The sequence below is a fragment of the Haloarcula sp. JP-L23 genome (assembly GCF_011602445.1).
GTDB classification, from domain to species: Archaea; Halobacteriota; Halobacteria; order Halobacteriales; family Haloarculaceae; genus Haloarcula; species Haloarcula pellucida.
In genome coordinates this window covers 135,756-156,410 of the sequence record NZ_CP050015.1, presented here as the reverse complement: position 1 = coordinate 156,410, position 20,655 = coordinate 135,756, and the positions used below count along the sequence as shown (strand labels likewise).

Annotated in this window: 17 protein-coding genes and 1 pseudogene; 8 read left to right on the top strand and 10 right to left on the bottom strand. The window is 59.1% G+C overall.

The window, feature by feature from the left end:
* The first annotated feature begins 6 nt into the window (after window positions 1-6).
* The 3 genes from G9465_RS19560 to G9465_RS19550 are packed head-to-tail and all read left to right on the top strand — an operon-like array spanning window position 7 to window position 1,874.
* Window positions 7-849: an SDR family NAD(P)-dependent oxidoreductase gene (locus G9465_RS19560; protein ID WP_166973407.1), complete on the top strand. Its 843-nt coding sequence runs from the start codon at window positions 7-9 to the stop codon at window positions 847-849.
* Between the two features lie 10 nt (window positions 850-859).
* Window positions 860-1,234, top strand: a complete 375-nt coding sequence (locus G9465_RS19555) for a Rid family detoxifying hydrolase (RefSeq protein ID WP_166973405.1) — start codon at window positions 860-862, stop codon at window positions 1,232-1,234.
* 1 nt (window position 1,235) lies between these two features.
* Window positions 1,236-1,874 carry an HAD family phosphatase gene (locus G9465_RS19550; RefSeq protein ID WP_166973403.1) on the top strand — a complete coding sequence of 213 codons (639 nt, stop codon included), beginning with the start codon at window positions 1,236-1,238 and terminating at the stop codon, window positions 1,872-1,874.
* A 529-nt stretch (window positions 1,875-2,403) separates the two neighbouring features.
* Here the strand turns inward: G9465_RS19550 and G9465_RS19545 are convergent.
* The 3 genes from G9465_RS19545 to G9465_RS19535 form a co-directional block, all read right to left on the bottom strand.
* On the bottom strand, window positions 2,404-2,682 hold the full coding sequence (locus G9465_RS19545) for a UPF0058 family protein (protein ID WP_166973401.1): 279 nt from the start codon (window positions 2,680-2,682) through the stop codon (window positions 2,404-2,406).
* 60 nt (window positions 2,683-2,742) lie between these two features.
* A complete protein-coding gene (locus tag G9465_RS19540) occupies window positions 2,743-5,397 on the bottom strand; it encodes a bacterio-opsin activator domain-containing protein (RefSeq protein ID WP_166973399.1) in 2,655 nt (884 codons plus the stop codon).
* Between the two features lie 302 nt (window positions 5,398-5,699).
* Window positions 5,700-6,698, bottom strand: a complete 999-nt coding sequence (locus tag G9465_RS19535; protein WP_166973397.1) for a HAMP domain-containing sensor histidine kinase — start codon at window positions 6,696-6,698, stop codon at window positions 5,700-5,702.
* Window positions 6,699-6,931: 233 nt separating this feature from the next.
* On the opposite strand from G9465_RS19535, the pseudogene G9465_RS19530 reads away from it, so the two are divergent.
* Window positions 6,932-7,188 (top strand): annotated as a pseudogene (locus G9465_RS19530) (IS1595 family transposase); the annotation flags it as partial.
* Here G9465_RS19530 and G9465_RS19525 read toward each other — a convergent pair.
* The 4 genes from G9465_RS19525 to G9465_RS19510 form a co-directional block, all read right to left on the bottom strand.
* Window positions 7,183-7,917, bottom strand: coding sequence for a universal stress protein (locus tag G9465_RS19525; protein WP_166973395.1), 735 nt, complete (start codon window positions 7,915-7,917; stop codon window positions 7,183-7,185). The pseudogene G9465_RS19530 and the gene G9465_RS19525 overlap by 6 nt on opposite strands.
* 2 nt (window positions 7,918-7,919) lie before the next feature.
* Window positions 7,920-9,350: an APC family permease gene (locus G9465_RS19520; RefSeq protein ID WP_166973393.1), complete on the bottom strand. Its 1,431-nt coding sequence runs from the start codon at window positions 9,348-9,350 to the stop codon at window positions 7,920-7,922.
* A gap of 31 nt (window positions 9,351-9,381) precedes the next feature.
* On the bottom strand, window positions 9,382-9,555 hold the full coding sequence (locus tag G9465_RS19515) for a hypothetical protein (RefSeq protein ID WP_166973391.1): 174 nt from the start codon (window positions 9,553-9,555) through the stop codon (window positions 9,382-9,384).
* Window positions 9,556-9,714: 159 nt separating this feature from the next.
* The gene (locus G9465_RS19510) at window positions 9,715-10,500 is read right to left on the bottom strand and encodes a hypothetical protein (protein WP_166973389.1); all 786 of its coding nucleotides are present in this window, start codon (window positions 10,498-10,500) and stop codon (window positions 9,715-9,717) included.
* 467 nt (window positions 10,501-10,967) lie between these two features.
* Between G9465_RS19510 and G9465_RS19505 the strand changes: the two genes are divergently transcribed.
* The 3 genes from G9465_RS19505 to G9465_RS19495 all read left to right on the top strand — a co-directional run bounded on the left by G9465_RS19505 (window position 10,968) and on the right by G9465_RS19495 (window position 17,844).
* The gene (locus G9465_RS19505; protein ID WP_166973387.1) at window positions 10,968-11,438 is read left to right on the top strand and encodes a hypothetical protein; all 471 of its coding nucleotides are present in this window, start codon (window positions 10,968-10,970) and stop codon (window positions 11,436-11,438) included.
* Window positions 11,439-12,016: 578 nt separating this feature from the next.
* Window positions 12,017-17,257 (top strand): NEW3 domain-containing protein, encoded by a 5,241-nt coding sequence (locus tag G9465_RS19500; protein WP_166973385.1) that lies wholly within the window; start codon window positions 12,017-12,019, stop codon window positions 17,255-17,257.
* Window positions 17,254-17,844, top strand: coding sequence for a hypothetical protein (locus tag G9465_RS19495; protein WP_166973382.1), 591 nt, complete (start codon window positions 17,254-17,256; stop codon window positions 17,842-17,844). The genes G9465_RS19500 and G9465_RS19495 overlap by 4 nt, the downstream gene beginning before the upstream one ends.
* A gap of 309 nt (window positions 17,845-18,153) precedes the next feature.
* Here the strand turns inward: G9465_RS19495 and G9465_RS19490 are convergent, their stop codons facing one another.
* From G9465_RS19490 to G9465_RS19480, 3 genes are all read right to left on the bottom strand, one after another.
* On the bottom strand, window positions 18,154-18,591 hold the full coding sequence (locus G9465_RS19490) for a hypothetical protein (RefSeq protein WP_166973380.1): 438 nt from the start codon (window positions 18,589-18,591) through the stop codon (window positions 18,154-18,156).
* A 492-nt stretch (window positions 18,592-19,083) separates the two neighbouring features.
* Window positions 19,084-19,284 carry a hypothetical protein gene (locus G9465_RS19485; protein ID WP_166973378.1) on the bottom strand — a complete coding sequence of 67 codons (201 nt, stop codon included), beginning with the start codon at window positions 19,282-19,284 and terminating at the stop codon, window positions 19,084-19,086.
* Between the two features lie 465 nt (window positions 19,285-19,749).
* On the bottom strand, window positions 19,750-19,956 hold the full coding sequence (locus G9465_RS19480) for a cold-shock protein (RefSeq protein ID WP_166973376.1): 207 nt from the start codon (window positions 19,954-19,956) through the stop codon (window positions 19,750-19,752).
* 265 nt (window positions 19,957-20,221) lie between these two features.
* Between G9465_RS19480 and G9465_RS25765 the strand changes: the two genes are divergently transcribed.
* Entirely contained in the window at window positions 20,222-20,491 is a 270-nt protein-coding gene (locus G9465_RS25765; RefSeq protein ID WP_166973374.1) for a hypothetical protein, read from the top strand.
* Window positions 20,492-20,655 lie beyond the last annotated feature (164 nt).

The following is a 20,655-nucleotide window of genomic DNA, read 5'->3' as shown; positions in this document are numbered from 1 at the left end:
ATCGCTATGGTAGAGCTATCGTTAGCCGACCGCCCGGCCATCGTGACCGGTGCGTCTCGGGGAATCGGACGCGAAATCGCAGCCCGGTTCGCCGAGGCGGGCGGCGACGTCGTCGTCTGTTCGCGTACCTACGAGGACGTCGACGCGGTTGCGACGGAACTGACCGCCGAACACGACGGCCGCGTCGTCCCGGTCGAATGCGACGTCACAGACCGAGACGCCGTACGGGACCTCGTCGATACGACGGTCGAAGAGTTCGGCGCCGTCCGCGTACTCGTGAACAACGCCGGCGGGGCAGACGAGTCTGCGAACCTGTTACACCGCTGTGACGAGGAGACCTTCGAGTGGATGGTGGATCTGAACCTGAAGAGCCAGTTCCTCCTGAGCAAGGAGGTGCTGCCGGCGATGGTCGCCGCTGGCGGCGGGTCGATGATTCACATGGGCTCGGTCAACGGCCTGTTCGGTATCGGCCTCTCCGGATACTCGGAAGCCAAAAGTGGGCTGTTGGCGCTGTCGCGGAACATCGCCGCCCACTACGGCCAACACGGTATCCGCTCGAACGTCGTCTCTGCGGCCACCATCGAGACGGCAAACAGGCGCGCCGAGATGGAGAACACGGAGGAACGGACCGGTGAGACGAGCGCTCGCGAGCGCTGGCTCGATCAGTATCCGCTCGGTCGATTCGGCACGCCGAGAGAAGTCGCCGACACGACCCTGTTCCTCGCCTCCGAACTGTCGAGTTTCGTCACCGGCGAGAATCTCGTCCTCGACGGCGGACTGACGACTAGCTTGCCGACGCCGTTCATCAACGAAGTGTACGACGCAGACGAACCACCGACGACCAACTGAGTCACGACCCATGGAAGAACTAACCACCGACGACGCACCAGACAGCATCGGACCGTACTCACAAGGCATCGCGACCGGAGACCGTATCTACGTCTCCGGACAGGGCCCGGTCGACCCGGACACTGGCGAGGTGATTCCGGGAACACCCGGTGAGCAGACTCGACGGACGCTCGAGAACGTCGAGGCCATCCTGCAGGCCGGCGGCGTCTCGCTCGACGACGTCGTGAAAGCGACCGTGTTCGTGAAGGACATGCGGTACTACGACGAAGTCAACGAGGTCTACGGCGAACTCATGTCGGCGCCGTATCCCGCTCGGAGCGCCGTCGAAGTCGTCAAACTGCCCGTCGATATCGACGTCGAGATAGAGGTCGTCGCAGAGCGGTAGCATGGAGCGACTGGTTGTCTTCGACCTCGACGGGACACTCACCCGACAACGAGGGGGCTTCGACCTCTTGCATACGCTCTACGGTACGACACCGGCGGGCGACGCGCTGATGGACCGACTCGAGGCGGATCAGCTCTCGTTCGAGGAGTGGTGTCGAGCGACCGTGGAGAGGTGGCGTACGAGCGGGATCACCGAGTCGGATATCGACCGAGCGACTCGTGCAGTCAAGCCCAAAGCGGGGGCACCGGAACTTCTCGCTCGACTGCACCGCGAGAACGTCGCATTCGGGATACTCAGCGCCGGCATCGCGAACCTCGCTACACAGTTCCAACAGTACGACCCCGACTTCGTGCGTGGAAACTGGCTCCAGTTCGAGGACGGGAAGCTCTCGGGCATCGAAGTCGGCGTTGGCCCCGACCAGAAGGGTGCGATACTGCGACGGATACGCGATACACGGAGCCACACCGACATCACGTACGTCGGGGATTCACACACCGATACGGAGGCGTTCGTCGAGGCAGATACCGCAGTCCTGTTCGATCCGGACGACCGTGTTCCCGACACGGCTGTCGACGCCGCCGATACGGTCGTCGAATCGACCAATCTGGGGGATGTAATGCCAATTATGATGATAGATTGACGAGAAATTGAACGTCTACGGCGAAAAACTCACTTTTCGGGATATAAACATTCCAGTATGGTGCTGTACTCGGCAGTTTACACACATCTGCCGTTCTTGAGTAGCGGATTGTTGATCAGTTCGGAGCAGTCACTGGAAGCCACAGCTCTCTGGTGATGGGTCTATGAGCACTTCATCCCCACGAGGGTCCGTCTGTAACCGTCGCAGAGCGCATACAGCCGAGCCCTTCGGTTTGCATATACGCGATGATGCAGGCATCGACTGCCGGCTACCTCTTCGGCACGCATCAACTGGCAAGAAGCGTCGGCTGTATCCCCGTCCTACCGCGCTTCTTGTCCGCTTAGCGGACTGCGATGCTCCTCGAGGACGAAGCCTCACAAAGAGGTAAAATAGGGGTGGAGAAGGGCTGGATGGCGCGTGGGGGGTGGAACGCAGCCGGTGTGGGTAGGTACATTGCCATACCGGCAACTTCGAGTTTTGGCGTGGCGATCCATAGAGCTACTACCCTACCAATCCGGTAGTGGCTGGACTAGGGTTTCGAAGTCGACGAGCCGGGGGACTCTGCGGATACTGTCGACCCATCTCCACTGCTCCGCTGGGGTGTGAGTATCACGTCGAATCCATCCAACAGGTGATCGACTGCCACAGCGTGTACGTCTTTCCGCTCAGCAATCGCTGTAGGACCAATATCCTGGGAATCGTACGTCTCGAACGCGTTTGCCGGTATCTGGATGTCGTCACTTTCCGCGAGGTATCGACGTATCACTGCGAGCAGACAGTGGATGTGGATGAGCTCTTGCTTTCGCATACACTGTCCCTCTCGCTTGAGGATAGTAGCAATGTTGCCACACTCATCCGGTATCGGCGGTCATATGCCCTTTTCTGTGGATGTCTCAACCGTGACTGCGAGAAGTTTCTGCAAGCCCGCACGGATGTGTTGATGGAACGTTGAGGGCGAAATCCCGAGTGAAGTCGCGATGTCGTCTCCGGTACTGAGGCGTGGTCGTTCGAAGAATCCAGCGAAGTAGGCCGCCTCAAGCGCGTCGCGTTGTTTGTCCGTCAATCGCTCACCGATGGTCGATTGGAACCGATAGTCAGTCTGGATCGGTCGGTCGACAGTCCGCTTCGCTCGTAGTTCGGCCTCTGCCAGCGTCGTCTCGAGCACGTCGATCACATTCCCGACGTCGGCCGATTGCGGGATTTCGATACGAACGGTTCCGTGTCCATTTTCGGCGGTCATCTCCGTGATAGTCCCGCCGAACTCCGCGACTGCCGTGATGACTGATGCCTCGTCCACACACACCTCATAGAGACAGTCGTCATCCTGACAACTGATTACTCGGGCGTGGTCGAGGCTTCCGAGCTGGGCCGCTCTTTCGAGAACGGTGGCTGGTGACGCTCCTGTCACAGTAAAGTACTCGAGGTACGAGGCGTCGTCTCGTCTCGCGACCCCTTCGAGCGATACTGTCGACTCCGGCGTCGTGGCAGCCTGGATGAAGAACTGCTCTCGGTCCCAACAGTCGAACACGAGTTCGACGATACTATCGGCGACGAGTGCCTCCTTGCGCTTCGCTGCGGCTATCGCGTGCCCGATCGTCTCGCCGAGTTCCGCGAGCACTGTCTGTTGGCGCTCGCCGATAGGAACCGACCCGTCGGCATACACGACGAGAACGCCGTAGACCGTCTTTCGGTACAGTATCGGAATCGCGATGGGAACGCTACCGTCGTCTGTCGAGAGGATGTCGCTGGCGGCTTCAGTCGCCGGACACACTGCTCGGTCTCGACCCACACAGATGTCGTGTGTCTGGAGCGCGCGCTCTGACGGGCACACCGACGAGTCGCCGTTCTCGACCACGCTGAGCAGTTCATCGAGGTCTTGTTTGTCGAGTCCGGCCCACGAACGGGGCGTAAGATGTCTGTCCGTCGACTGCGGTTCACCGATCCACGCGGCGGCGTACGACTCGACGGTCGCCAGCCGGTCACAGACTGCCTGTTCGATAGCAGCCCGATCGCTGGCCTGTACGAGCGCTTTCCCGATGTCTCGAATGACGGTGTTGATCCGATTCACCCGCTCCAGTTCGTCGCGCTGGCGTTCGATCTCGCGCTCACGTGCCCGCCGATCAGTCATGTCCCGCGTCACCTTCGCGAACCCCTGCAGTTCGCCGTCCTCGTGGAGTGCCGTGATGGTCACGTGCGCCCAGAAGGTAGCGCCATCCTTGCGGACTCGATAGCCCTCGTCTTCGACGCGTCCTTCGGTGGTTGCCTCTTCGAGTAGGGCGTCCGGAACGCCGTTCTCGACAGCCTCGTCCGGATAGAGGACTGAAAAGTGTTCGCCAAGTATCTCCGCCTCAGAGTATCCTTTAATCCGTTCAGCGCCCTCGTTCCAGGTTCTGATCCGACCGTCAGTGTCGAGGAGAAACATCGCGTAGTCCGTGACCGCGTCGACGAACAGGTCGAACCGAGCCCGCTCACGCTCGGCTGCTTGTGTCGCTGCTTTTCGGGCACTGATGTCGCGCCCTGCCCCGACGAGCCCCCAGACGGTACCGCCATCGTCAGTGAGTGGCGCACCGTTGTACTCGTACGGAAGCTGCGTCCCGTCCTTCGTCACAAGGTGTGACTCCTCCGTTTCGACCGTCTCCTGTTCGACGACGGTCGATATCGTCTCTGCGAGCTGTGCCGTATCACTGTCAGGGACGAACTCTAGTGCGTGCATCGTGGCGATCTCGGCATCCGAGTAGCCGGTCACAGTCGAGAGGCGCTCGTTCCACCACAGCATCTGGCCGTTCGTATCGAACACGTACAGGAGCTCTGGGATGGCGTCGAGAATGCCCTCGGTCAGCGTGGATTCGTCGAGGCGACCGGGTACTTTCTCACTGTCGGCAGTAACTGACGTAGCCGTCCCGGGCTGGAACTGTCCGTAGAGCGCTTTCGTCGTGGAACGAGCAGTGTGGCGGAGTCGCTTCTGGACAGCTGCTATCGATCGCTCTTCGACGTTGAGCAACCGCCAGGCGGTCCCGTGCCGGAGCGTCTGTGGAGACACGTCAGCCGTATCGCCTCGACCAGTGAGCGTATACGGGTGGATGGAGGCGGCTTCGGCGGTCTTGGTGACGATATCCCGAACCGTTTTCGGCGTCAACCGATCCCGCTCTCTGGATGGGAATAGGGCAGTCGTCTCGACGTCCCGGTTGTAGAGATACGATTTGAGCAGACGGATCGTCCCGAGTGAGTGAGCGGGATCCAGTTCTATGGCCGTATTCGATACCGATTTCGTGTGTTTCGTCTGTGGTTGCTCGACATCCGGCAGATACAGTTTGCCGCTGTCGAGGTCGAGGTGGTCGACGTCGAGGTCGACGAGTTCGCTGACGCGGAGCCCACTGTCGTACAGCAGCGTGATGACCGCCTCGTTCCGTTGTCGGAACCGTGGCTGAAATTGTTCGTCGTAACAGCCCGTCCGTAGCCGCTGGATCTGGTCTGGCTGTACCCACGTCGCGGCTCGATCGATTCCGGGATGCGTGGTAGGCATGATAAACCCCTCGCGCTGTAGAGCACTGGTTCTAAGTGTTCGATTACCTTCACTACGATTTAAAAGTACGTGTCTGTCCCGGTGCAGCCGAGATAGCACACGCGACAGCAGACGTATCCGTCCAACCGTCCCACAACGGCTGTCGACGAGTTCGACCTTCCCATCAGCTTCGTCCTCGACGACACCCAACGCCTGTTCGTACCCGTCCCAGTCGTGAGCGCCACTTTCACCGTCGACGCCGAGAAACAGCGGGCGTCGTCAGTTGCCCGCGGGCGCTGCGGTGAGTACAGACACTGTAGACCTCAGCTACACTGGACGCCCGTCACTTCGAACCGGGCACCACCGTCATTGCCTGTCGTAATTCCGAGTTCCCACCCGTGGGCGTCGGCGATTTGTTTGACGATTCGGAGTCCAAACCCGGTACCGTCAGAGGAGGTCGTGTAGCCGGCCTGAAATACTCGCTTCCGCTCAGCGTCCGGAATGCCCGGGCCGTCGTCCTCGATGTAGAACCCGTTGTCGAGGCTGCCGACCGTGATCGTCACCTCTTTGCCGCCGTGGTCGAGCGCGTTCCGAATAAGGTTCCATAATAGCTGTTGGAGGCGAGTCTTGTCCGCTTGAACGGTGGTCCCGTCTGCTATGTTGAGCGATGCGTCGTCCGTATCGGTGGACCGCCAACACTCCTGAACGAGGTTAGCCAAATCGACAGGCTCGGGCTCGACGATTGATTTACCAGCCTGAGCGAGGGAGAGCACGTCCTCTATGAGGTCATCCATTCGCTTGTGGGCCTGTGCCACCGCGTCGAGATGCGCGCTATCGCACTCCTCGCGGGCCAACTCGAGCCGCCCCGAGGCGACGTTCAACGGGTTCCGTAAATCGTGAGAGACGACACCAGCAAACTCATTCAGGCGTTGGTTTCGTTGTTCGAGTGTCTGCTCGTACTGCTTGCGCTCAGTAATGTCACGGACGAATGCCAGGAGGCGGTCTTCCTCACCAATCATGGTTCGTTCGAGTACGACCTCGCCCCAGAACTGGCTGCCGTCCGCCCGCTTGAACAACCAATCGAACTGCTGGGACTCGCCGTCGAGCGCCAGCCGAATCTTTTCCATCGCCGCCTCCTGATCGAACTGGGGGTCATCTGCACTGACCTTCTCGATCTCCATCTCCTCGAGTTCGGCTGGGCTATAGCCCATGAGTTCGGCGTACCGTTCATTGACTTTCCCGATCACCCCCCGTTCCGGGTCGTTGAGAGCGATACCGACCTCGGCCTTATCGAAGACATCCTTGTAATCAACGGCTGCCATGCATGTGTTGTGGAATAACAGACACTTATGTTTGGGGCGGATTCGGCGAACCGCTAGACGGCGTCAGCTTCCCCATCAGAACCGGAGAATGAAGCGGGAAACCGCCGATACCTATGGTCGACGATTCCCCGCTTCAGGAAGACCGCTCTTGCGTAGGAGAGCGTTGTTACTGCCGAGCGGTCGCTGTGAAGGTACAGCGGACACGGGCACCGCTCCCGCGGTGTCCGACACGAGTGGTCCCGCCGGATGTGTTTTGGTCGAAACCGGTCCCAGAGGACCTGTTACAGCAGGTTCGCTGGCGTGACGGTGGTGCCTGTCCTCGCTGCCGCTCTGACCGCTCGTCAGAACCGGCAGCTACAGAGAGTTTCAACGGCATCTGTCTGCGAATCGCGACCGCACGTTCAACGACGAGACTGGCACCCACTCGAAGGGTCCACTCCGTCGGTGGTCGTTCTCGACCTACGCGTTCCACCGGTTTACTTTCTCACTCTTCCCTCTGATTCGGGGCGGGTTCGCGCTGTACGACGAGAACGGGACCGAGGAACCGGTTGGCGACCTGCGTCGCTGGCATACCGAACACGAACGTCGCCAGGGATGGGTCCGTTTCACCCATGACGACGACGTCGAACGCTGCAGATGCGTCGACGATCGCATCGAGGGGGTCTTGATCCCGCTCGACTCGTGTCTCGATCGTCGACGTGTCGATACCGCGGTCTCCCAGTCGTTCTACCAGTCCATCGAGGAGTGTCTCGGCGTCCTCGTCCGTCTCTTCGTTCTCGGCGACGTGATACAGCGTTACCGAGGCGTCCATCTCACCGAACACACCGGCAACGACACGGACGAGACGGTCGGTTCCCACGGTCCCACGGACGGCGACGAGCACGTCTTCGACCACTCCCGTTGCGTTCGGGACGAGGACAGCCATGCAGTCGTGCTCGGTTATCGTTCGGTCGATCGTCTTCTGTCCGTCGTGCGTGAATACGAGACGCCGTTCGACGGTCGCTCCCGCCGCCTCGAAGATCTCCTCGTATTCGTCGAGATGGTCGGTGGCTCGCTCTTCGAACTGCATCTGTGCCTGCCCCGGTGCAGTCTGTTCCGGAATGACGTGATACCCCAGGAGGACGACGTGGGCGTTCGCGAGGAGGTCGGGAACACCCTCAGGGACCGACTCCCCTTCGAGCACGCGAATCGGTACGAGTATCGATGGACGGTCCGTCATTGTCAGATGTCCCCTTTGAGTGTGACGTCTCCAGCGTAATAACGGTACCAGAGGTACGAGACGAGCATCACCCCGACGCCGATACCGATCGAGGCAGGCTGCATGAAGGCGATCAGTCCGAAGCTCGCGAGCGCACCTACGGCCGGGACCACCGGATAGCCCGGTACCCGGTAGCTGGGCGAGTACCACTCCGGGTTCCGTCGTCGCAACACGATCAGGGCGACACACATCAGCCCGTACATGATCAGGTGGAGGAACGAAGCGACCTCCGCGAGCAGTTCGACCTGACCGGTCGTGACGAGAACGAGGATCGGGCCACCGGCGGCGAGCAACGCGACGTGTGGCGTGCCGTATCGGAGGTTTACCTCGCTCGCCTTTCTGGGAAGCAGGGCGTCACGGCTCAGCGCGTACACTGCTCGCGAGGCGCTGAGAATCGATGCGTTCGCACTCGAGAACGTCGCCAGCAGTCCGGCACCAAGGATCGCGACCGCACCCGGCAGCCCGAGGAAGTCACGGGCCACCTCGACCATCGCCGTCTCCCCGAACTGCCCCAGCCGGTTCGCACCGAACGCGCTGGTCGCGACGAAGATCGTCACGACGTAGAAGACCGTAACGACGAGAACCGACCCGACCATCGCCAGCGGGAGATTCCGTCCCGGTTGTTTGATCTCGCCCGCAACGGTCGCGACCTGTGCAAACCCCAGATACGATGTAAACACCAGCGCAGCTGTTGTCAGCACCGGGAAATACCCTCTGGAGAAGAACGCCTCCGGGACGCTTCCACGACCGAAGACGCCCACGGCGTCGAGGACGCCATACGAGAGAAATCCCGTGAGCACCACGAGGAGGATTCCGACGACCACGTTCTGGAGAGTGGCCGTGTTCTCTGTGCCGCCAATACTCAACGCGGTCAGGGCGACTCCGAACAGTAACCCGATCCCGGTGACGGGACTAAACGAGAGCCCGACGCCGAGTTCGGCGAACACGGCGCTCGCATAGTGGCCGAGCCCGACGAGGTAAAACGCGGAGGCGAACATCAGTCCCAGCCACAGGCCGAGGCCCACGATCGCACCGTAGGCCGTCCCCATCCCTCGCGAGATGAAGTAGTAGCCGCCACCGCTACGGGGCATCGCCGTGGCGAGTTCAGAGGTCGGCAGCGCCACGAGCAACGCGATGACCCCGCCGATCGCGAACGAGACGGTGGCAGCGAGCCCCGCATTGTTCGCCGCCAACCCCGGGAAGACGAAGATACCCGCTCCGATCATGGTCCCGATTCCGATCGCCAGCCCACCGACCAGCCCGATGGTTCGTTCCAGTTCGACGTCGTCGTCGTGGACGGTCGTATCGGCGGTGACGGCCTCTGGCTCCGCTGCAGGCGCCTCACCAGCGACGTTCTGCCCGCCCGGCTCGACGTCGACAGGCTGTTCGGCCATGCCGGGTGATTGTTTCAATAGCCAGATAAAATCAGCGGTGAGTGAGGTTGGAGCAGACGAATCCTGCCTGGAACCGGCTGCTGTTCTCGTCGGTCCCGGCGACGACGAGTTCATCGCCGTGCTCGATCACGAACGAGTCCGGTGTTGGTGACGACGATGCCGTTTCGTTCGGCGGCGACCACGGCACGCCCGTCCGATTGTGCATGTCTGCATAACCGACCGACTCACTCACAGCGCCTGAGACCGTCGTCTTCGGGATGCGCCGCCGTCGCACTCGCCCGCTAGGGTCGTTGGCCGCAAGGGGGCTGCTGAATCACTAGACAGCGGCGGGGTGGGTCGTTGCATACGACCGCGACACCCGACGTCAGGTATTCAGTTCACCAGCACTGACTGTGCTGTTGCTTCGGTCGTACTCGATGAGATCGCAATTGGCGAGATACGGGAGGTGTGTCCGTATCAGGCCAGTCTTCAGCGTCCTGCGTTGGTGTTCATCAGTTGTTTCGAAATCGACTAACAGGGCGTCTACCACTTGATCTACTGAGAGCGACAGTCCTTGACGCAGATACACGTATTCGAGAATCGCGAGCTGCAACCGCTGATGTTCGTATAGAACGGTGTCGACCTGTTGCCGCTGAAACTCTGTGAGCGAAACTGTAGACGGCTGCATATGCACATTGGGGGGCGTGGGTGGCTCGTTCTGACGAACGAGACCTGGAAAGAGCGAGTGTCTATGTCTCGGCTCCAATTGAATGACCGCTATTGTCAGCCCAATAACTGCTCCAAATGATCCAAGTGTGACTGTAAGATACCAGCTATCGATTATTTGCCCACCTTGCATGAGCTGGTGTTGAATGAGCCATAGTCCGAACCCTGTTGCAAAGAGAATCCCAACGACGACCCCGATCGCGATCCGCCACCGTGCAGACGTTGGGATGTTTCCCCTTCCAAAGCGATATCCTGTGTGAATAAGTATAAGTGGCGAAGCAATTCCAAGGAGTAGTTCGAGTACCAGTAAGGCGGGAGGCTCTGCATCACTGCTCACGAACAGAAGTATGCTGATCAGCGACAACAGACCGATACCGATTACCGTCCACTCGCCGCCCTTCTTGCGCAAAGATCGCTTGTGGATCAGCGGACTGGGGCGCCCCATACCCCATAATGTTAATCTGATAACCTAAATCTTCCCTCCCGGGTGGTTCCGCTGGCTTGGTACGCCAACCGATGCGTCACAGTACGACCTCGATAACCACATCCTACTATACAGTGGCAGGTAACCACCGTTCTATTGATACTTTGAAATGGGATGAAATCGCCGTTTTTACGCCCTACAGGGCCAATAGAGGGTATATTATGATATAGGTGTATGAATATTATATAGCCGATGATAGGTTGTGTACACCGGTCCGGCCACTTCCCACCGACACCCGCAGAGCAATTCCGAAAGCAGAAATCACAGTATACTCCAGCGAGGAGCGGCGTCGAAGGCTGGCCTCTCCTCTACGTCAGCAATACCCGCCCGAGTAGCGACCACGGATGGACAGTCGATGACCGTGATGCGTCGCGCTATCCACAATGATCGGCACTGTCCCCACCCCAATGGAGAGATTACAGTACGACATGCAAGCGGACCCGAAAATCGGGGACGACTTGTTCTTTTTTCCAGACTACAGGGGTGTCGAGGGATTTCGAGGAGACGGACCGATTTGGTTTGTCGGATTAAAACGCTCTGGACGATCATTCCCCGATAGTGGAGATACCCTATTGTACGAGACTCTGTCGGAGCTCGGATTGACCAACGCACATCTAACACACCTCTCAAAAGAACGTGGCCTTGTCCCAGCGCAGGGACTCACACATAGCGAAGCTCGGCGCATGCGACCGTACTTCCGCCAGGAACTGACTCTCTGCGAACCGGCCGTGATTATTGGCTTCGATCAAGACGTACATCAAGCCCTCAAATATCTCGCTGCGACAGACGATGTGGATATTCGATTTCTGAACCAGTCTGGCTGGCTTGATGGCCGAAATCCAGACGAACTTCGTGCCGAAATAGCGTCTATTATTGAGGAGTATGATGCGCTGTACTAATCGTCTCGCTTTCGATCAACTGACGCAACGCCCCCGTTCGTCGGCGCCGACTGCGCCAGTGGCGCCTCCACTGGGGACGGCTACGAACGGACCTCGTGATGTGAACCGGTGCCCGCTTTGTCAGCGTTTCTGTCGATAGTCTACAGTCAGTCGGTTGGGGGTCTGTTGTGGATGGTACCACAGTACACACAGACAGAAGTTACGAGACGTGCGACCCGTACATACACCTCCCACATCGACGAGTACGCAGAGGTATCTCCCCAGAGCAGCTAATATGGTATCGCCGGGACACACTTATTTCGCTGATCGCTGTAGGCAACCAATCGTCAAGAGACAGTATATACACCCGATGAGCGGCTGCTTCAGACCGTATACTCGGTGATAAACGGGGAGCACAACCGTCCGACGAATACACTGACCGACGCTCGGTTAGCCTCCGGTCGGCCTCCGCCGTGCAACGCCGCGCGGTTCAAACGCGTAGCGATTGGTACGGCGTCATCATCTACTGTGTAGCAGATTTATCCCGAGTATCAAAAGGTTATTTATCAGGTATCTTCTACGATGTATCAGTTCAGCAAATGGGTGGAGTGGGGAACTACGCAGTCGTCACGGTAGCACTGGTACTAGCACTCGCGCCGGTTGCGTCAGTCGCACAGCCGGCCGCCGCAAGCGGCGTCGGGGTTTCGGCGACGCTGAGCGACCTCCACGCCGACAGCGGGACCGTCTATCCGGGCGATACGGTCTCTGGAACCATGGTCGTCGAGAACACCGGGGATGAGCGGCACACGTTCTGGGTCGATTTCTCGGCAGAGAACCCCGACGGGGTCTGGTCGCTCGGTACGGGCCGGCACATCGAGTTGGCGCCCGGCGAGCGCCGTGTGATCGAACTCTCGTGGACAGTCCCCGAAAGCGCACAGCCAGGCGTCTATAACGCTGGGGCGGCGATCTACGAATCGGAGAGCAAGACCAACCGGCTCGGCGGTGACGAGGAACGGGACGCGTTCGAAGTCACGCACCCAACTACCGAATCGACGATCACCGGGTTCGCCGTCGACGGCGGAACATATCAGCCCGGAGACACCGTCACTGGGACCGTTACCGTGGAGAACACTGGCGATACGACCCACTCGTTCTGGGTCGACTTCTCCGCGCAGCGGCCAGCGGGGGGCTGGTCGACCGGTGCGGGCCGATACCTTGATTTATCGCCCGGTGAGTCCCGGACGGTCGAGTTGACTTGGACTGTCCCCGACGGGGCAGCAACAGGGACGTACGACGGCGGGACAGCCGTATACAAGTCAGAGAACAAGGACACGAAGTACGACGGTCAGTCCCGACTCGACGCCTTCCGAGTCGACCAGCCGACGACAGCGGCGCGGATCACCGAGTTCGCCGTCGACAGCGGGACCTACCGGCCCGGTGACACCGTCACTGGGACCGTTACCGTCGAGAACACTGGCGACACGACCCACTCGTTCTGGGTCGACTTCTCCGCACAGCGGCCAGCGGGCGGCTGGTCGACGGGTGAAGGCGGATACGTCGACTTGTCCCCGGGCGAACGCAGAACGATAGCGTTGGACTGGACTGTCCCCGACGGGGCAGCAACAGGTTCGTACGACGGCGGGACAGCCGTGTACAAGTCAGCGAACAAGGACACGAAGTACGACGGAGCCTCTCGGTCGGACGCCTTCCGAGTCGATCAGCCGACGACAGCGGCGAGGATCACCGAATTCGCCGTCGACGGCGGAACCCACCAGCCCGGAGAAACCGTCACCGGAACGATTACGGTCGAGAACACCGGCGATACGACCCACTCGTTCTGGGTCGACTTCTCCGCACAGGGGCCCGACAGTGGTTGGTCCACTGGCGAAAGAGGGTACCTTGATTTGTCACCCGGCGAGTCCCGGACGGTCGCGTTGACCTGGACTGTCCCCGACGGGGCCACAACAGGGACGTACGACGGCGGGACAGCCGTATACAAGTCTGACGCGAAGGAGACGAAATACGACGGGGCCTCTCGGTCGGACGCCTTCCGAGTCGACCAGCCGACGACAGCGGCGAGGATCACGTCGTTCGCCGTTGACGGCGGAACATATCAGCCCGGAGACACCGTCACCGGAACGATTACCGTCGAGAACACCGGCGACACGACCCACTCGTTCTGGGTCGACTTCTCCGCACAGGGACCAGACAGTGGTTGGTCCACGGGCGAAGGAACATACGTCGACTTGTCCCCGGGCGAACGCAGAACGATAGCGTTGGACTGGACTGTCCCCGACGGCGCCCCATCGGGAACGTACGACGCCGGAACGGCGATATACGAGTCAGAGAACAAGGACACGAAGTACGACGGGGCCTCTCGGTCGGACGCCTTCCGAGTCGATCAGCCGACGACAGCGGCGCGGATCACCGGGTTCGCCGTCGACGATGGTACCTATCAGCCCGGAGACACCGTCACCGGAACGATTACCGTCGAGAACACCGGCGACACGACCCACTCGTTCTGGGTCGACTTCTCTGCACAGGGACCAGCGGGCGGCTGGACAACGGGTGAAGGCGGATACGTCGACCTCACGCCCGGCGAGTCCCGGACGGTCGAGTTGACCTGGACTGTCCCCGACGGGGCAGCAACAGGGACGTACGACGGCGGGACAGCCGTATACAAGTCAGCGAACAAGGACACGAAGTACGACGTTCAGTCCCGGCTCGACGCTTTCCGGGTCGACCGGCCAACGACAGCGGCGAGGATCACGTCGTTCGCCGTCGACGGCGGAACCCACCAGCCCGGAGACACCGTCACCGGAACGATTACGGTCGAGAACACCGGCGACACGACCCACTCGTTCTGGGTCGACTTCTCCGCACAGGGACCAGAGGACGGCTGGACAACGGGTGAGGGCGACTATCTCGAGTTGGCACCCGACGAGCGCCGGACGGTCGAGTTGACCTGGACTGTCCCCGACGGGGCCACAACAGGGACGTACGACGGCGGGACAGCCGTATACAAGTCAGAGAACAAGGACACAACGTACGACAGGACCACTCGGCTGGGCGCCTTCCAGATCGAACAACGAACATCGAGTGCGACGATCACGTCGTTCGCCGTCGACAGCGGGACCTACCAGCCCGGTGACACCGTCACTGGGGCCGCTACCATCGAGAACACCGGGGACAGGACCAACACATTCTGGGTAAACATCTCTGCCCGCAGTTCGAGTGGTGAGACCACAGCGGGTGGCGGTCAGTCGGTGGCACTGAGCCCCGGCGAACGTCAGACAGTCGACCTCACCGTGACCGTCCCGGAAGAGGCCGAAAACGGCAGCTACGACGGCTCCGCGACGGTCTGGGTGGAACCCGATCGGGGACCCTCACGGATGCGTCTCGATACAGCCGAGCGAACTGACGCGTTCGAGGTGACAGAGACAGCGACCGTCAGTGCACGCATCACCGGTGTCGACGTTGGGACTGGTGAATTCAAACCGGGCGAAACAGTCGAGGCAGTCGCAACCGTCGAGAACACCGGCAACTCCGAACGTACCTTTTTTGTTGGACACAGTGTCGTCGGTCCGAACGGCGACGAATATACGACCACTGGGCAGGTCGGTCAGTCCGTAACCTTGCGTCCGGGCGAGCAAATTGTAATCACACTGCCTTGGTCTATTCCCGAGACAGCCGCCAGCGGCGAATATACGACAGTCACGTCCGTCTGGCAAGAACACGACCCCGACAGTCTGCGTACACGAGTCGAGCGCAAGCGAACGAGTGATGCGTTCAGTGTCGGCACACAGGCTGCTATCACGATTCAGGTGAGCGGCCCGAAGGACGAACCGATCGCAGGCGCGACAGTCTCCGTTGGTGAACACCAGAGCAAGGAAACCGACGCTGACGGTACCGTACGGTTCGACGGTCTCTCAGATGGCACACATGCGGTGACTGTTTCTCGTGACGGATACGTCGACGAGCGGTTCAACACATCGGTGACCGGGGACCAACAACAGTTACGAGAAGTCAGACTCGCTCGTCCCGAGGGCACGATACTCACCGTAGAAGGGGTTCCGGAGGCGTACCAACCCGGGGAGCGTTTCGAACCGTCCGTCACGATCCGGAACACGGGGTCCAGCGAAGCCACATTTGCCCTGGAGATGGCAGAACCCAGTGGTATCGAGATCGACGGCAGCCAAACACAGAGGGTGACTCTGTCGCCGGGAGCAGAAACAACTGTCGAGTTCAGCGCGCAGTTATACGGGACAGATACAGATAGAGTCGTACGATTCGAACTTGCGACGACGGGCGGCCACGCCGTCGATGTCGACCGGCAGCCCGTCACGTTCACTGAGACGGTGCTGACTGTCACCGTCGTTGATAGCTCCGGGGCGTCAGTGGAAGACGCGTCGGTGTCTCTGCTGTCAAATTCGGAGACAGTCAAAACAAACACAGCGGGACAGGCCCGATTTACCGCGCTTACACCCGGACAACACGTCACAGAGGTTACGCTCCCCGGAGTTGTTGGCAGCGAGACGACAAAGACTATCGACGTGCCTGCTGGTGAGCGCACCGAGACGACAGTCCACATTACGCGAACCGGCAGTATCTCTGGGACGGTAGTGAACGAGCAGGGCGAACCGCTCTCCGATGGAGTCGTTTCAATCAACGGCCAATCCGCGTTCGTTGGAGAGAACGGTAGATTCAGCTTTGACGATCATCAGTTCGCAGTTGGGAAGTCTTATACGGTTGATGTGACTCGTGACGGTGAATCGGTATACCGACAGGAACTCAGCGTCACTCCGGGCGAAAACGACGTCCAAATCACGGTCGACAGTGCCGACTCATCCGATAACTGGCAGCTCATCAGCAACGCGAATAAAGGGTCAATTCTCGGTGAAGTGGGTGTCCAGATGGGTGTCTCGGGGGCACAAACACTAGAGTACCACATCGGATGGCTCGGATTCAGCATGGTTCCAGTCGCGGACGCGCCAGCCGACATACGCGACTGCCTCCTCGCCCCAAACGACGGGTTAGCTACAAACGGCCTTGATTGTGGTGGTGCTGCTGCAAGCACGATTGGATCGGCAGGAACCGTCATTGGCGTCATGACGTCCCCAACGGGAGGTGGTGTTGCTGTCGCTGGAGGGAGCTTCTCACTCGATACCGCAGAGGATATTTCCGACGTCGCTAAGGTGTCTATCTCGGTAGTACAGAACGTCCCCAACAAGGTCGATGAGTGGGCTGAAATACTCATTTCGAAGGCCGGCAGTCGGGTTTCACGAGTTCTAGACAAAGTCAAAGACCCCGATACGGCCAATACGCTTCGTAAAGCGGTCGCCAAGACGAAATTCAAGAAAGCTGGATTCACTGCCGACGAGGCATCGCACCTAACTGATATCGTTCGTCAGTCGAACAACGTTGAAGCAGACGAAGTGATCGAGCTGACAAAGAAGATGGATGACCCCGTCATGGAACTGCGACGGGTTTCAAAAAACGAGGAAACTGGAACCGTGTACGCTCTTACAAAGGGCGAATATGACGAGACTGCCAACAAGGGATACGGAGTGGCGAAGATCCAATCAAAACATTTAGACAATTCTAATGCTGGCCCCGGCGTGACTAGATTTGACCAGCAAGCAGATATGACGGAGTCGCAAATGAAGACCTACGTGACTAAAGCACTCCGAAAAGGAAAGCCAGACCCGGATGACCCACAAGCAATTGTGTGGGATGTGCCTAAGTCGGTAGAGGAAAAATACGGATTCAGCCGGATTCGGGTCATCGTCAGTAGTTCCAACAATCAGGTCACGACGGCCTATCCCAAGTTCGCCTCATGAGTAACGAACGCGCCTATCCCCTCGCCGAAACGCTGTCTATCGACGTCGCATTCGATAACGCAAATTCTGCAGCCACACAAACTGTACAACAAATCTACGGCGGTGTGAAAGTAGCCATAGATGGTCACGAGTTGACCCGATTCGAGTCACAGGACGCGCTTGAGAGCGAATTTAACCAGGATTTTGAATATAAGGGAGAGTATCCGCTTCCGATCTTGCGCAACTTTTCAGCGAGGGCATTAGAATTCGCACGTGGTGACGTAGATCCGACGAAATCAACCGAATCTCGTATCGAATTATATGACGGGATGGGGTATATCGTCCTGTCGTGGCTAAATACATCGCGAGTCCGAATCGGATTTCAGACCGTTCCGATAGGAGCGGCAGTAGAACCCACAGTCCCCATCCGCTCGGCAGTCGGATTCGCGGTCAAGACCGAAGACTTGGTACAAGCAGTTCTGGAGGCTAACGAGGACATACTGGACTATATCGATTCCTCCGAAATCCAAAAGGGAGAGACCGTACGCGATTTTGAACAGACGATTGCGGAACTACGAGAAGTTAGCTACACTGGGGACGTGCCGTAGAAGAGTTCTCACACCGTGATAACGGTACTTCCCGGATTGTCTCCGCGTTCGTAGTTGGTGATCGCGACGATGCGGCACAGACGCGGCGTGAGGGGATACGCAAACAACGCGAGCGTCTCCGTCGCCACGACGGTGAAAAACGACTCTACCGAAGGAGCATCTTACAGGGTCGCTGGGGTCATACCACGTCAGCGCTCACCCTGCTCTTTGGTGTGCTAATCGTTCTACGATACCCTCACAGTGGGAGGACTACGCACCGGTCCACAGCGAGAGCAGCAGTGCGAAAACCCGCGGTAGGGTGGGGAAACGTCAACCGGTATCAGAAATCATCTTCACCAGCAGTTTCTGTGTCCGCTCGGGGTAGAACTGATCTTGCCCGGACGTGATAACAAGCAGCACCAAGTTTGAGGTATGATAATAAATCAGCGTGTTCTTGGTCCCCCGGTCATTCGTGTGTGTGACCTGCATCCCAGTTACGCCTGATGCGAGTTCAACCGTCTCGATCTCGCCGGAGTTTGATTCGAACGTATCGTGGATATCGCGTAATTGGGACGCTGCGTGGCTGGCCTGTTGGTACACGGTCGCCTCAGAATAGATCAGTCGTGGACTCGTCGAATCGTCGGCCCGCCGGAAGCTCCGAGAGTGCTGGCGCACGATGTCGCGGGATGCGTACCGTTCCCGCGTATCACCACGTAGCTTGCTGGTCTGAACGTTCGTTTCGCCACTGTATTCGTACCCGTCAGGCACGTCTGAGAGACGTAAGACGATACTGTCGGTATCAGTTCCAGGACCGAAAGCCGGTTCCTCGTCGTCCGTCCTTGTTGCTGTATTCGTCCTTGTCGCTGTGTTTGTTCCTGTTTCTGTGTTGGCGGCCGAGGGCGTTGTCCTATCTGAGGGCGTGTCCTCGTTAGTGTCCTCAAGTATACTCAATCGACCACAGCCAGACAAAAATATAGACCCTGCGGTCACGACGGTGAATCGACGGCGATTCATTGATAAGGGTGTGTCGTCGCGTATAGTTAAAGGATAGGAACTTGGCATTAGAACTGTCGGGTGTTTATGTCGCCTATTTACACGAATCGACGATTTCAGAGGGCGTGGCTGTAATCTCTTTTCGGGTCCTCAGCTCTGCCATTCTGGGCTTTATCGGTTCGTTTCAGGACCGAGTCAGCCTAGCTACACGACAGCGCTCAGTCAACTGTGGGTGCAAACCTCGGAGCGATGATGTCCATAGCGGTGTTACTCCTCCCATTCGCTGGGCCCGATGCCGAGTTGCAGTACGATGGGTCGGTACGCAAAGACGACGACGGCGATGATCACTAATTCGACCAAGAACCCGATCTCACCCACGACGGCGCGAACGATCGCGAGGACGAGAAAGACGAGCAGAAACATCACAATGTAGTGTGGTACGAGCGCTTTCAGTCGGTCTGTGTCCATGTTTCACATACGGGGCCCAACCTCTCAAAGCCTTTCCCTGACGCTGCTGTCGCATCTCAGGCAGCCCGGACAGCGAGCGGGCGACGAACGCATCACCGGCGCGCAACGAGCCGCAGCCGTCGAAAGACGAGAGCTGCTTGTCCCCGCTGCCAGTCGATGGCCGTCCGCGAGCAACTGGGGCGAGCGAACTACTGACGCCGCCGTTCAGGATTCTCCGTGGGCGGCCGACTCGGGGACTCGTCCTTCGAGGTCTCCGGCGACAACGATTGGCCTGACGGTACTGTGTTCGTGGTACGGCCGCTCGGCCTCTGGTCGTCGACGAGCGCCTCGAATGCGGCGGGATTCTCCCGGACCGATTTCGTGTACTGGACCATCCGGTCGTCGTACTCGTCCGAGAAGTCTCTCGATACCTAAAGTCACCGAGTACCGAGTCGTTGTCGTCGAGCGGTGACTGAAAAGTCGTCGCTATTGACGGACGAGATTCGTCGCGCGAGGGCCCTTTTCGGATGATTCGATGTCGAATTCGACTTCCTGACCTTCTTCGAGGTCCGGGCCGCCGACGTCTTCCATGTGGAAGAACACGTCTTCGTCGTCGTCTACGCTGTCGTCGTCAGTCGAAATGAATCCGTATCCGCCCGTGTCGTTGAAGAAGTCAACTTTGCCGTTTGCCATTACAACTACACGTGCTCCCGGCTAGGGTATACCACTTCCGTGAATCGTGGTACCACGACTCTTGATACGGTATGCTGCAACTGTGATCTCTATCTGCCCGGACGCGCATCCGCTCAGCGTGCGGTTCTGTCGGGGGAGATTTCGCGATAGGACAGCAGCCAGCACCAACGACGGGTGGGCCGCTCTTGGTCGCAGCCACAGTGAATCCGTCAGGATCCGGGGACAAGTATTTATCATGTGGTCACATGGAACACGATGCACCGCCATGAAATCGTGCCACAGCTGTCAGACGGTCATCGACGAGTATATCTTACAGAAACAACTCGAACCCCTGCGCGACCTCACAGTTGACGAGTTCAACGTCTGTGCGGACTGTACGACGATCGTTGCGGATGCATGCGTGGAGTGCAGTGGTGCGGTGTACGTCCCTCGAAGCGAATCTGTTACCCCCGACTATTGCCCCGCGTGTCGTTCCGACCTCATCGACCGCACTGGTCACGACCCCGGTTGGAACTGCGACCGTACCTCTACCTGAGCGGCACCTCACCGCTCAACTCGCATTTTGGCTGGTACTGCCATTCAATCGGGAAGTCTACTGAGCAGGCGTTGCAGACTCGACGTCGAGCGACGAACTGGCTACCCAACGCACGACCGGTTGGCCCGTATGTCTGGTCTCGGTCGACCACACCGCCGCCGACT